Below are 12,640 nucleotides of genomic sequence, written 5' to 3'. Positions count from 1 at the left end.
CTCCATCTCGGGGCATTTCTGCAGAACCTTGCGGTAGCGGGTAGGGCACAATAGGCCGATGCTCCTCCGGGCCATTCCCCACCCATGTGCCTGATTGCCTTCGCCTGGCATGTCCACCCGCGCTGGCGGCTGGTGCTCGTCGGTAACCGCGACGAGTTCCACGCGCGTCCGACCGCGGCCTTGGCTCCGTGGGACGAAGCGCCTGACGTGATTGCTGGCCGGGACCTGGAAGCCGGCGGCACCTGGGCCGGGGTGGCGCCGCATGGCCGGGTCAGCGTGATCACCAACGTGCGCGACATGACCGCGGATCACAGTGGCCTGTCGCGAGGTCTGCTGGTCGCGGATTATCTCGGCTCCAACGTGCCCGCCCGCGCCCATGCGATCGAACTGATGTCGAGCGCGAAGGGCTACCGGCCCTTCAACCTGCTGACCTTCGACCACGACGACGCCTATTACCTGGGCAATCATCCGAATGCGCGCGCCCAGCGGGTCGAGCCCGGTGTGCACGGCCTGAGCAATGCGGATTTCAATGCGCCGTGGCCGAAGACGCGGGCACTCGTCGGGCACCTCGCGGCCTGGGTGGCCAATGACACGGACACCGATGTAGATGCGCTGTTCAACCTGGTTGCCGACAAGGGTGCGTGGCCGGACGATGTGCTTCCCGACACAGGTGTCGGCATCGAGCGCGAGCGCTTCCTCTCCAGTGCCTTCATCGTCGGCGAGACCTACGGAACCCGCGCCAGCACCGTCATCCTGGTCGATCACGACGATCGTGCGGTGATCGCAGAGCGCCGCTTCGGACCCCACGGCGTACCGCAGGGCGAGAGCCGCTACGAGCTCGCCGGCGTGTAACCGGCCCGGTTGTTGGCCTGGCGGCGAGAGTCTTTTGCCCGAACGACGATTGATCCCCGCCTGCCCAGCCCCGACGATGAGGGGGTCAGACATCGATTCCCCCTCCTTAGGAGCTTTCCCATGAACATCGATCTCAGCAAGCGCAGCGCCATCGTCAGCGGTTCGACCGCCGGCATCGGCCTGGCCATCGCCACTGGTCTCGCCGCCGCCGGCGCCGAAGTGGTCGTCACCGGTCGTACCCAGGCTCGCGTGGACGAAGCCCTTGCCACCATCCGCAAGGACGTACCCAACGCGAAGCTCAAGGGTGTCGCCGCTGACCTCGGTACGGCGGAAGGCGCGGCTACTCTGATCAAGGCCGTGCCGGAGACGGACATTCTGGTCAACAACCTCGGCATCTTCGAGCCCAAGGGCTTCTTCGACATCGACGACGCGGAGTGGACACGCTTTTTCGAAGTGAATGTGAACTCGGGCGTGCGCCTGTCGCGTCACTACGCCAAGGGCATGGCCGAGCGCGGCTGGGGTCGCGTGCAGTTCATCTCGAGCGAGTCGGCGGTCCAGGTGCCGGCCGAGATGGTCCATTACGGCGTGACCAAGACGGCTCAGCTCGGCGTTTCGCGTGGCCTGGCTGAAGTCATGTCGGGCACCGGCGTCACCGTGAATGCGATCCTCCCCGGACCGACCCTCTCCGAAGGCGTCAGCGAGTTTTTCGGCAAGATTGCGAAGGATCAGGGCAAGTCGCTGGAAGAGGTCGAGCGTGACTTCATCCAGACCCACCGCCCGACGTCGTTGATCAAGCGCCTGCTGAGCGTCGAGGAAGTGGCTAACGTGTCGGTCTACCTGGCGTCGGAGCAGGCTTCGGGGACCACCGGCGCCGCGATCCGCGTCGACGGCGGCGTGACCCGCTCGATTATCTGAACGTGCTTGGCGATCGCCAGGGACGGCGATTGACAATAATGAACGCGACACCTAGATTGCCGCCATAGCCGACCCTGCGTCGGCGCACAGGGATCAAAGGAATGTTCAGTGCTCTCGCGGCGTTCGTTGTCGCCTGCCTTATGCCGTCCTTCGGGCGCTGGTACCGGATGCGCCGGAAGAAAGATCAGTCGAGCGTGCCGTCAACGTAGAACCAGCGGCCGCCTTCGCGCACGAAACGACTGGTCTCGTGCATGCGCTCCGCACTTCCGCCACCCATACGTAACCGCGCCACGAACTCCACGATCGCCGTGTCCGCCGTCGGGGTTTCGTAGCGTTTTATGCTGAGGCCCAGCCAGGTTGGTTTCGGCGACTGCATCGCTAAACCGAGCGATGCTGGCCGCGTGCTTTCGTGCCATGTCGCCAGCAGGTAGTCCTCGAGGCCGAGAACGTAGGCGCAGTAGCGGGAGCGCATCAGCGCTTCGGCTGTCGGCGCCGCTTCGCCGGCATGCGAGGAGCCACAGCAGTTCGTCAAGGTCTTGCCGGAGCCACAAGGGCAAGGCGCGTTCGGTGAAGTCGACATGGGGACAGCGGTGAGCGAGGCGAAGGACGTATCCTAGCCCAACATCGTGATCACTCCACGGGCGTCTGGCGCGCGCCCGGCGACCGCGCATCGCTGATCTATGCTGATGATGGAAGCGCGGTCTTGAAGATAGGCACATTCAAAACTGACGTGGCCGAAGCTGCTGGTCGTCCAGATGGTTCCTAACAGCACTGGAACGCCGACTTGCCTACTCCACCTTCCCCGAAACAATAAGCGGTGCCAGGTCATAGCCCATGGTCGTGGCCGTCTTCTTGAGCGACTCGAAGATCGCCCGATCCATCGACGGCTCGCGCGCGAGGATCCACAGGTACTTCCGGCCAGGCTGGCCGACGAGAGCCCATTGGTAGTCGTCATCCAGGGCGAGCACCCAGTAATCCGCCCAGACCAGCGGCAGCCACGACAGCCATGCCGGCGCGAAGCGCACTTCCAGCTTGCCGCGGGCGAAATTATCCGGCCGGCGCGCCACGCCATCACTGGCGATGGTCTTCCCCTCGGCCGTGACGCAGGCGTTGTGTACGGCGACCGTGCCGTCCGGCTTCGGCTCGTAATGGGCGGTGACACCGCTGGCGCACTTGCGCTGGAACCACATCGGCAGGCGGGCGATTTCGTGCCAGGTGCCGGCGTACCGGGCCAGATCGAGGTCGGGCACGGGCGCAAGGGGAACGGTGGCGACGGCGGTGGACGTGGCCATGGCCAGAGAAAGGGCGACGAAAAGATCGCGCATGGCGGTGCATTCCTGTGGAGCGGATTCCCTACGATGCCCTGCGGCGGTGAACTACAACTAAACCGCTGAACTCCCTGGCGCATTCAGGGAACGCGCTCGCGCTCCTCGACCAGGCCACGGACTATCTCACCCGCCTCGAGAAGGTCCGCCGCGTATATCGCACCGGCGAGCTCACCACTAAGCCGCTCCCCCGGTCCCAGGGCGATCGTGACAACGCCTGCGCCTAATGCCGAACGAATGCCCGGCAGGCTGTCCTCGATCACGACGGCGTCTGTCGGCAGAACCCCAAGTCTATCGATCACTGCGCGGTAGAAGGCTGGGTCGGGTTTCCAATGCCCCAGTTCGTACGCACTGAAGATCGAATCCCTTCCTGAAAAGTAACCTTGCAAGCCGGTCACATTCAAACTGTTCTGAATCTTCTCGCGTGGACCGCTGGACGCGATATATACGGGAAGCTCAAGAGAGCTCAGTAGTGCGTCCGCGCCCCTGACAGGACGGAGCCTATCGGCAAATGCCGAAGTCATGCGCTCTCTGTAAACATCTATGAAGCGATCGGGCATGGGAGTTCGAAAACGACGTTCAAGATCTGCCACGCACTCAGCCATCTTTATGCCGGTGTAAGCTCTCACGGCGATCTCGACGGTCATGACGTGGCCGCACTCTGCGAGGTAATCAACAAGCACTTCGTTCGCCAATACCTCGCTATCGACGAGCGTGCCGTCGCAGTCAAAAATGATTACTTTAATGGTCAATTATTCAGATTCCTTTCAAGGAAGGTCGCTTAGAGAAAGCGATCGATTGGTTCGCGATGATCTCGTCGCTATTCCACGTCTCGCTGAGCCTAAAGCTGCGTCCGCAGTGGTAGTACCAATGGTCAACTACGATCTCCACGCTGATTCCAGTGCTGTGCGATCCTCCCGAGAGATGAAGCAGGCGAGCACGGCCACGAGCACGAAGTGTTTCTTCTCGCCCCGATATGATGAAAAGCAAGCTAACGCGGTCATTCACCAGTATATTTCTGTGTGACTCCATTAGGTTGTTTCCCACGAGGTCATCAAATTGAAGCGTGGTTTCGCTTGTTACCCTTACGAAGCCAGCGTGGCCACCATGGGGCGAGATGGATACGTGTGCCGCGTGTGCAGCCGTAATCTGTAGGACAGTGCTGCTTGTCGTGGGGAGCGGATTCTAGTGTTCGCTCGAAAACTTCTTGCACGATTTCGGCCAGAGTTAATTTGGCGGTGTTTCGCAGAGATGGCGTGCGTTGTTACAAGCGCTTTTTGAAAGCGACGAAGACTACGATCTTTTGAAAGACATCATCGCGATGTCGTCGCTCGCTTGTTACTGCGCGCCGTTGCCGTAGAGAAATTACTCAAGGGAGCTCGCGTCTGCATATACGTCATCACGACATGCTGAAGACTGAGAGATGATTGCGGTGGGCAATGCATTGCGTGCCTTGTTCAGCCGGTCGCTCGGTCCCGGAGACAATTTCGAAGGCGCCTACAGACAACTCAATGTTGTTTTGCTACGGTCTTGTCGTTGCCTGCGTCGTCGATCGAATACGCCTCGCGGGCAACCATCGCTACATGCGGTGAGAAGCGTCGACGAGAGGTGCTGACACACCTCCCGCCGACTGACCAAACCAACTGATAGGAAGTTAGTATGGCTGCGCCACATCATACGGCACTGACTCGTCCGCCGAATCCCTTCGGCGTTGCACCCAACGGTAACCGGGATGTCTGCCTACATCGCAGACGCGGTTGAACGACTGCGGCGGCCGCTTTTCATGAGTGATTTCTCAGTCGGCTCATCCGGCGCGTAGCCGCGTGGGTCAGCCTGGGCTGACGCCGCAATCCACTTCATCAAACCACGCCATCCGGCGCCCGGTCATCGACCGTCGGGAAACCGCGAGTCCGTATGATCGCGGCACGTTGCGCTCTGCGTGGCGTGCCGCACCTTGGGTAGCGTTGCGGTGGCCGGCAAGGACAAATCCGATGACGGATTCCAACACACGCTGTACTAGCTGCCAGTTCGGCGGCGACGGTGGGCGGGCCGACACCCACGATCTACTCAATCAGGCGAACCAGTGGCTTCAGTACGCACGTGGTCTCATCGAATTGCTCGCTGAATTCGTCCATGAGTCCGACGCCGTCGACTGCCCCAGGATGGCGCTTGCTCTGGAGGCGATCGGTTCTCTGACGAGGCTCGCGGCGCAACGTACGGCGGAGGCGCACGCCCAGATGACGTGGGAACGAGCGGCAGTCCCGCGAACGTGAGCCAACGGCCATGCCTGGTTGGGTTTCGGGCGAGGGTCAGACGTGGCCGTCAGCCGAAGGCGCTAAATCCTGCGGCCCATCGGCCGATAACGAGGTGGAGCCGACCAGAGACACCGCCGCGATGGGCCCCAAATCAACGCCCCGACCCCTATGGACCCGCCTGCGTGAGAACCTCACCTGGCGGCCGAAGGTCCATTTTGACCAGGAGTCAGGTGTCGTCGTGGTTCACCTGGGGCCGTTTCGCACGCGCGAGGTGGCGATGGAGCGCATCCGGCGCATCGAGGCTGGCAACCGCGACAACACGACGGCCGACACGGTGTGCGTGTTCTTCCACATCGACGGTGAGCCCGTGTTGGCCGTGTCCGAACTGGACAGCGGCTTCGCGGTCTTGGTCGCGGTGATGCGCGAGTACTTCCCGGGCATCGAGAAGTGGGAGGAGGGGGTGCCGCCGGCCCGCTTCCAGCTGGCCTCGGTGGAGCTGTGGAAGCGGCCAACGATCGATAGCGACCCGATCGACGACGACCCGATCGACGACGACCCGATCAGTCCACCGCAGGCCTGACCCGGACGAGCAGGGCCGTCGCGCCTGCTGCAAGCGTGATCTCGCCCACGCCACGCACGCTGTCACCGGCATGCACGGGCCGCGATGCCTTGCCGTCGATATGCGCTTCGCCCTGAGCCAGGTAGACCAGCGCGGCGTCGCTATCGAGCGTCAACGTCAGGGGTCCGCGCATCACCTCGATGACGCCCCGCCCCGCACCACGCCGAACCATCAGGTTGAAATCGCGCGTCGCGCCACCGGCCAGTGCGATCTCGACAGCTGTCTCACCCGCGAAGGCGAACGGCAGGCAAGGCGTCGTCAGCGCATGCTCGCGCTCGCCGTCCAACCTCATCGTGAAGCCATCGCCCTCGAGCAGCACGATGGTCCGATCGATACCGGGAAAACGCGAAAACGGCGATGCCGTGTCGACATCCGCAATGCTCACGCGCCAGATGAAGTCATCCATCGTCGCGCCACTGGGTTCAACGGCGATCTCGCGCGTGATACCCAGCCCGTTCTTCCACGGCACGGCTTTCAGTTCGGCAAACGGGACGACGTTCATGCGACGCGCTCGATGTTACGGGCGAAAGGCGGCAGGGCGCGAAGCATGCCCGTGCCGTAGCGTTTGGTGATCACGCGGCGATCAAGCAGCACGATGCGACCGGTGTCGGTTTCCGTACGGATGAGGCGGCCGCAATACTGCGTGAGGATGCGCGTGGCGTCCGGCACGCTGACTTCGATGAAGGGATTGCGCCCGCGCGACTCCAGCCACTCCGCGTAAGTCGCCCCGACCGGGTCCGTGGGCACGGCAAACGGCAGCTGCGTCACGACCACGGTTTCGCACAGCTTGCCGGGCAGGTCGAGGCCTTCACCGAACGAAGCCAGGCCGAACAGGGTGCTGCCCTTGCCGGCTTCGATGTCTTCCCGATGCTCGGCGATCAGCTGCGCTTTCGACAGCGAGCCCTGCGCGCGTACCTTGCGCACGAACTCGATTGGCAGGATCTGCAGCACGCGATCGAGCTTGGCTCGCGAGGTGAACAGGACAAGGTTGCCTGCGTCCCAGTCGAGATTCTTCGCCAGCCAGCCCGACACTTCGCGCGCATGGCCTTCGCGATCGTCCGGCATGGCCGTCAGCGCGGGCACGGTGAGTGTCGCCTGCTTTTCCAGGTCGAACGGCGAAGGCAGGCTGAGTGTCACCGCTTCGTTGGGCAGGCCGACCGAATCGGCGAAGCCGCGGAAATTACCGCCCGCGCTCAGCGTGGCCGAGGTCATCACCACGGCCGAGGCGTTGTCCCAAAGCACGGTACGCAGCAGGCCGCCGGCGGACACGGCGGAGGCATGGCAGACGAGTTGCTGCTCGGGCGTCATGGTGACCCAGCGTGCGAGCGGCGGCGCGTTCTCGCGATCGTCGGCGGACCAGGCGTACCAGGTGCGCACCTGCCGGTCCAGTCGCTCCAGCGCCACGCCAAGTTCACGCGAAAGGGCTTCCTGCGTGGGACCGCCGGCCTCCATCTCCACCACCGTACGGCGCACCGTGCGCAGCCAGCGCTGGATGTCCTTCGTCACCAGGTGCAGGTGCTCGGCGTGCATCTTCCAGTTTTCCGGAAGTTGTCCCAGCGAGGCGCGGAACACCGGTTCGGTTTCGCTGGACGACGGCGTCCATGACATGCGGATCTCGCGCTCGATCTCTTCGAGCGAGGCGGACATCAACGTGAGCTTCTCGTCGCCCGCTTCGAGCGAAAGGTTGCCGATGCTTTCCTTGTCGGTCAGCGAATACGCGGCGTGGATCTGGTTCTGCAGGCGGCCGATGCGACGCACGGCGGTAGCCAGGTGTACGTCGGCGGCGCCGCGATCGATCGCCTTGGCGGGCACGTGGTGTGCCTCGTCGAAGATGTAGAGGGTTTCTTCCGGCTTGGGCAGGATCACGCCGCCAAAGGTGTCTTCGTCGCGCGGCATGGTCAGGTCGGCGAGCACGAGATCCTGATTGGCGACCACGATGTCGGCTTCACCGATGAGCCGGCGGGCGACGAAGAAGGGGCAGACGGCAAAGGCGCCGCACTTGCGACCCGTGCAACCGCCGGCGCTCGTCGTCACCATGCCGCGGACAAGGTCGGACAGGGGTTCGGGACTGGTATCGATGTCGCCGTTCCACTCGCGCGACTCGAAGGCCTGGCTGAGCTTTGCCACGGCCTTGGTATCGCGCTCGGCAGGCGGACGCGCCCACAGCGCCACGTCGGCGTCGAATTCGAAGCCACCCTGGGCCGTCGGTTCCGCACCGGCCATGCGCAGGTTGCGCGGGCACAGATAACGGGCGCGGCCCTTGGCCAGGGCGATCTTCGCCTCGACACCGCAAAGGCTGAGGTACTGAGGGATATCGCGCTGGACGAGCTGTTCCTGCAGGGCCACCGTGGCGGTGGCGATCACCAGCTTCTTCTTCTGCGCGCGGGCCACCTCCAGGCCGGCGATCAGGTAGGCCATGGACTTACCGGTGCCGGTCGGCGCCTCGATCACGGCAGCCCCACCGGGCTCGGCCAGTGCCTTGGCTACCTCGGCGATCATCTTCAGCTGCGAGGCACGCCCGCGGAACCCCGCAAGGCCGTCCTTCAGCCGCGCATACGCCGCGCGGATCGCGGCTTTGGTATCGTCGGTGAGCATAACCGGCCAAGGTTACCTCATACCTGTCTCACCTCACGACGCTCAGGCGTGACGGTTGATTCCGACGGGAGGTACCGGGGTACCAGCAACGAGACCAGCGACGACGTAGGTGTGTTCTTCCCACGTGCCATCGGCTTGCTGGACATGGATCTCGACCGGACGACCCAGGCTGTCGGACAGGCTGGGCGCCAGCGCCTCCGCGGCGGCGATCGCCATGGGCTGCGAGGCGTAACGGCCGAGGGGCATGGAGGCACGGCGTACGATCCACGGTCCCTGTGTCGATTCGCTGTACGGAATAAACAGTTGGGCGGAGCTCGAAGCCATGGAAACCCTCGCTATCGGTGGGTAGACCTGACAACGCCGGAGCGGCGTTGAGCCCACGCTACGCCGGTCCGGTTAAAAAACCCGTTAACCCTTGGCGCGCAAGGTTTTGCGAGCTATTTCGTCGCGCCGGAAGCAGTCCGGGGCGTGCGAATTGATCAGGCCGGTGGCCTCCAGCCAGGCGAAGACGATGGTTGGCCCGACGAAGGTGAAGCCGCGCTGGCGCAGGGCTTTCGAGATGTCCTCCGACAGAGGGCTGTTCGGCGGCACCGGGCCCTCCCACGGAATCGGCTGGCCTCCGACGGCATCCCAACAGAACCGTGCAAAGTCCTCACCTGCGTCGCGCATGGCGAGATAGGCCTTCGCATTGTTGATCGCCGCGCCGATCTTGCTGCGCGAGCGGATGATGCCGGCGTCGCCGAGCAGGCGGGCGACATCGTCGGGTCCATACGCGGCCACGCGCTCGGGATCGAAACCGTCGAAAGCGCGCCGGAAACCCTCGCGGCGGGCGAGGATGGTGCGCCACGACAGGCCGGCCTGGAAGCCGTCGAGGATCAGCTTTTCCCAGAGCTTGCGTCCGTCGCGCTCAGGCACGCCCCACTCGGTGTCGTGGTAGGCACGCATGAGCTCGTCGGCGTCACCCCAGGCGCAGCGGGCCTTGCCATCGGTCATGCGTTGAAACCGAGGTAATCCAGTTTGCCGATAGCGACACCGTTGTGGCGGAGGATGTCGTACGCCGTCGTCACGTGGAAGAAAAAGTTCGGGATGGCGAACGTCAGCAGGTACGAGGCCGCGGTGAAGCTGTGCTCGGTGTCCTTGAACTTGCGCGACAGGGGGCGCGCTTCACCGGCCTCGATGACCGCGCGGTCCACCGATTCGATCCAGGCCACCGTGCCGTCGATACGCTTGCGCAGTTCGGCGAACGTGGTCTCGTTGTCGTCGAAGGACGGCGGCTGGACCTCGCCAATGCGGGCAATGGCGAACTTCGCCGTGTCGCTGGCGCGCTGCACCTGGCCAGCCAGGGTCAGCATGTCCGGGGCGAGACGCGCGTCGATCAGGCGGGCGCCATCGGCCTGGGCCTCGGCCTTGTCCAGCAGTTCGGCCAGCACGCGGAAACCGCGGATGAAGACAGGTACCGACGCGTCGTAAGCGGAAATGGTCATGGCAGGCAGGGCCTTCTGGTTGGGCAATCCGCTCAGATCTGGGGGTGGCCAGGGCATCGGACAAGGCGGGCAGTCTTCGTCCAATCGGTCTACCATCGGCCGCCTTACCCATCGATACGCGGGTCCCCATGTCGCCACTCGACGCTACCACTTCCGCGCCCGACGCCATCGTCTCGGTGCGCGGGCTATCCAAGCACTACAAGAGCGGCCTGCGGGCGCTCAATAACGTGGACCTGGAGATCCGCCGCGGCGAGATCTTCGCCCTGCTCGGCCCGAACGGTGCCGGCAAGACCACCCTCATCAGCATCATCTGCGGCATCGTCAACGGTAGCGAAGGCAGCGTGCATGTGGACGGCCACGACATCGTGCGCGACTACCGCGCGGCGCGCGGCCTTATCGGCCTGGTGCCGCAGGAGCTCTCCACCGATGCGTTCGAAACGGTCTGGGCCACGGTGAAGTTCAGCCGCGGCCTGTTCGGCAAGGCGCCGAACCCGGTGCACCTGGAACGCATCCTGCGCGATCTCTCGCTATGGGAGAAGAAGGACTCGAAGATCATGGCGCTGTCCGGCGGCATGAAGCGACGCGTCCTGATCGCCAAGGCGCTTGCGCATGAACCTCGCGTGCTGTTCCTGGATGAGCCCACGGCCGGCGTCGACGTGGAATTGCGTCACGACATGTGGGAAATGGTCCGCCGCCTGCGCGAGTCGGGTGTCACCATCATCCTCACCACGCATTACATCGAGGAAGCCGAGCAGATGGCCGATCGCATTGGCGTGATCAACCGCGGCGAGATCGTGCTGGTGGAAGAGAAGAACACGCTGATGCAGAAGCTCGGCAAGAAGCAGCTCACACTGTCCTTGCAGAGTCCGCTCGAATCCGTGCCCGAAGGCCTGCGTGAGTGGCCACTGGAATTGTCCGGCGACGGCCAGTGCCTGACCTATACCTTCGACACCCAGGGCAACGACACCGGCATCGCCATGCTGCTGCGCAAGCTGGGCGAACTCGGTATCGACTTCAAGGACCTGCACTCCAGTGAGAGTTCGCTCGAGGATATTTTCGTGAGCCTGGTGAGGGGCGGCGTATGAACATCCATGCGATCCGCGCGATTTACCGCTTCGAAATGGCCCGTACCTTCCGCACGCTGATGCAGAGCATCGCCTCGCCGGTGCTGTCGACCTCGTTGTACTTCGTGGTCTTCGGCGCGGCGATTGGTTCGCGCATGGGTGCGATCGGCGGCGTGAGCTACGGCGCCTTCATTATTCCCGGCCTGATCATGCTGTCGTTGCTCAACGAGAGCATCTCCAACGCATCGTTTGGCATCTACATGCCGAAGTGGGCCGGCACGATCTACGAGTTATTGTCGGCGCCGGTTTCGTACGTGGAAGTGGTGATCGGGTACGTCGGAGCGGCCGCGACCAAGTCGGTGATCCTTGGCCTGCTTATCCTGCTCACTGCACGCTTCTTCGTCGCGTATGAGATCCAGCATCCGTTCTGGATGCTGGCCTTCCTCATCCTCACCGCGGTCACCTTCAGCCTGTTCGGTTTCATCATCGGCCTGTGGGCGGACGACTTCCAGAAACTGCAGGTGGTGCCGTTGATGGTGATCACCCCGCTCACCTTCCTCGGCGGCAGCTTCTATTCCATTTCCATGCTGCCACCGGTGTGGCAGAAGATCACTCTGTTCAACCCGGTGGTGTATCTGGTCAACGGTTTTCGCTGGAGCTTCTACGGACAGGCGGACGTGAACGTGCTGGTCAGCGCCGGTGCGACGATAGGCTTCCTGCTGATCTGCCTTGGCGTGGTCTGGTGGATCTTCCGCACGGGCTGGAAGCTGAAGTCCTGATAAGGACCATGTGGGAATAAGGACCATGTGGGAATAAGAACCATGTGGGAGCCGCTTCAGCGGCGATAGCCAGATTGCCTCAGGGCCATCGCCGCTGAAGCGGCTCCCACAACGAGCAGTCCCGGCACACGCAGTGCCGGGCCCAGCCATAGCGCTTACGGCTTGCCGATGAAGTCCGACTTACCCAGCACCACACCCACGCCGCGCAGGATCGCGTAGGCCGTGGTGGTGTGGAAGTACACATTCGGCAGCACGAAGCCGAGCAGGTAATCCTGGCCGCGGAAGGTGATCTCGCCGCTGCGCTGCTTAAGCACCACGACGCGATCCTCACTGCCGTCGATCTGCGCCGGCGTATACGCCTCAAGCTGCTTGATCACGGTGGCGATGCGTGCCTGCAGTTCGTCGAAGGTGGTCTCGTTGTCTTCCATCTTCGGCGGCTCGACACCGGCGAGGCGCGCGCCTGCACCCTTCGCCATGTCCGTGGCGATCTGCACCTGGCGGATCAGGGGGAACATGTCGGGAGTGATGCGCGTGTTGAGCAGCACTTCCGGCGCGATGTTGCGCTCGGTGGCGTGGGCGGCGCCCTTGGCGAGCACCGCGGAGAGGTTGTTCAATGCACGCACGAGGACGGGCACGCAGGTCTGGTACATGGAGATGGACATGGAGGGACTCTTGTCGTGGGTAGCGGCCGGACGGCCGCCGCGGCGTAGTTTGCGGGTTCGTTGGCGACGCGTCGACGGGGTGTGCGGTTA

At 63.6% G+C, this 12,640-nt stretch carries 15 protein-coding genes; 6 read left to right on the top strand and 9 right to left on the bottom strand.

All coding sequences use genetic code 11. From position 1 onward, the window contains the following. Positions 1-84: 84 nt before the first annotated feature. The gene (locus C8J98_RS20975; RefSeq protein WP_107915746.1) at positions 85-852 is read left to right on the top strand and encodes an NRDE family protein; all 768 of its coding nucleotides are present in this window, start codon (positions 85-87) and stop codon (positions 850-852) included. 120 nt (positions 853-972) lie between these two features. Next, a complete protein-coding gene (locus C8J98_RS20970) occupies positions 973-1,767 on the top strand; it encodes an SDR family oxidoreductase (RefSeq protein WP_107915744.1) in 795 nt (264 codons plus the stop codon). A 184-nt stretch (positions 1,768-1,951) separates the two neighbouring features. On the opposite strand, the gene C8J98_RS20965 is transcribed toward C8J98_RS20970, so the two are convergent. The 3 genes from C8J98_RS20965 to C8J98_RS20955 all read right to left on the bottom strand — a co-directional run bounded on the left by C8J98_RS20965 (position 1,952) and on the right by C8J98_RS20955 (position 3,844). Next, positions 1,952-2,347 carry a YchJ family metal-binding protein gene (locus C8J98_RS20965; RefSeq protein ID WP_107915742.1) on the bottom strand — a complete coding sequence of 132 codons (396 nt, stop codon included), beginning with the start codon at positions 2,345-2,347 and terminating at the stop codon, positions 1,952-1,954. A gap of 208 nt (positions 2,348-2,555) precedes the next feature. Then, positions 2,556-3,092 (bottom strand): lipocalin family protein, encoded by a 537-nt coding sequence (locus C8J98_RS20960; RefSeq protein WP_107915740.1) that lies wholly within the window; start codon positions 3,090-3,092, stop codon positions 2,556-2,558. An 83-nt stretch (positions 3,093-3,175) separates the two neighbouring features. Next, complete coding sequence (locus C8J98_RS20955; RefSeq protein ID WP_107915738.1) at positions 3,176-3,844, bottom strand: HAD-IA family hydrolase; 669 nt, start codon at positions 3,842-3,844, stop codon at positions 3,176-3,178. A 1,239-nt stretch (positions 3,845-5,083) separates the two neighbouring features. Between C8J98_RS20955 and C8J98_RS20945 the strand changes: the two genes are divergently transcribed. Together C8J98_RS20945 and C8J98_RS20940 are read left to right on the top strand one after the other, a co-directional pair. Further along, positions 5,084-5,365, top strand: coding sequence for a hypothetical protein (locus tag C8J98_RS20945; RefSeq protein WP_107915734.1), 282 nt, complete (start codon positions 5,084-5,086; stop codon positions 5,363-5,365). A 121-nt stretch (positions 5,366-5,486) separates the two neighbouring features. Beyond that, positions 5,487-5,927 carry a hypothetical protein gene (locus C8J98_RS20940; RefSeq protein ID WP_146171691.1) on the top strand — a complete coding sequence of 147 codons (441 nt, stop codon included), beginning with the start codon at positions 5,487-5,489 and terminating at the stop codon, positions 5,925-5,927. Here C8J98_RS20940 and C8J98_RS20935 read toward each other — a convergent pair. From C8J98_RS20935 to C8J98_RS20915, 5 genes are all read right to left on the bottom strand, one after another. Then, on the bottom strand, positions 5,908-6,468 hold the full coding sequence (locus tag C8J98_RS20935) for a HutD family protein (protein ID WP_107915730.1): 561 nt from the start codon (positions 6,466-6,468) through the stop codon (positions 5,908-5,910). The genes C8J98_RS20940 and C8J98_RS20935 overlap by 20 nt on opposite strands. Then, positions 6,465-8,561, bottom strand: a complete 2,097-nt coding sequence (gene dinG / locus C8J98_RS20930) for an ATP-dependent DNA helicase DinG (RefSeq protein ID WP_107915728.1) — start codon at positions 8,559-8,561, stop codon at positions 6,465-6,467. The genes C8J98_RS20935 and dinG overlap by 4 nt, the downstream gene beginning before the upstream one ends. Before the next feature lie 42 nt (positions 8,562-8,603). Next, the gene (locus tag C8J98_RS20925; protein WP_107915726.1) at positions 8,604-8,885 is read right to left on the bottom strand and encodes a DUF2188 domain-containing protein; all 282 of its coding nucleotides are present in this window, start codon (positions 8,883-8,885) and stop codon (positions 8,604-8,606) included. 84 nt (positions 8,886-8,969) lie between these two features. Next, entirely contained in the window at positions 8,970-9,554 is a 585-nt protein-coding gene (locus tag C8J98_RS20920) for a DNA-3-methyladenine glycosylase I (RefSeq protein ID WP_107915724.1), read from the bottom strand. Beyond that, positions 9,551-10,045 (bottom strand): DUF1993 domain-containing protein, encoded by a 495-nt coding sequence (locus tag C8J98_RS20915; RefSeq protein ID WP_107915722.1) that lies wholly within the window; start codon positions 10,043-10,045, stop codon positions 9,551-9,553. The genes C8J98_RS20920 and C8J98_RS20915 overlap by 4 nt, the downstream gene beginning before the upstream one ends. Before the next feature lie 128 nt (positions 10,046-10,173). Here C8J98_RS20915 and C8J98_RS20910 point away from each other — a divergent pair, with 128 nt between their 5' ends. Further along, complete coding sequence (locus C8J98_RS20910) at positions 10,174-11,130, top strand: ABC transporter ATP-binding protein (protein ID WP_107915720.1); 957 nt, start codon at positions 10,174-10,176, stop codon at positions 11,128-11,130. After that, on the top strand, positions 11,127-11,888 hold the full coding sequence (locus tag C8J98_RS20905) for an ABC transporter permease (RefSeq protein ID WP_107915717.1): 762 nt from the start codon (positions 11,127-11,129) through the stop codon (positions 11,886-11,888). Before C8J98_RS20910 ends, C8J98_RS20905 begins: the two co-directional genes overlap by 4 nt. 155 nt (positions 11,889-12,043) lie before the next feature. Here C8J98_RS20905 and C8J98_RS20900 read toward each other — a convergent pair whose 3' ends face one another. Beyond that, positions 12,044-12,550, bottom strand: a complete 507-nt coding sequence (locus tag C8J98_RS20900; RefSeq protein WP_107915715.1) for a DUF1993 domain-containing protein — start codon at positions 12,548-12,550, stop codon at positions 12,044-12,046. Positions 12,551-12,640 lie beyond the last annotated feature (90 nt).

Source organism: Luteibacter sp. OK325 (genome assembly GCF_003050935.1).
Taxonomy (GTDB): domain Bacteria; phylum Pseudomonadota; class Gammaproteobacteria; order Xanthomonadales; family Rhodanobacteraceae; genus Luteibacter.
This window is presented reverse-complemented; position numbering and strand designations above follow the sequence as displayed.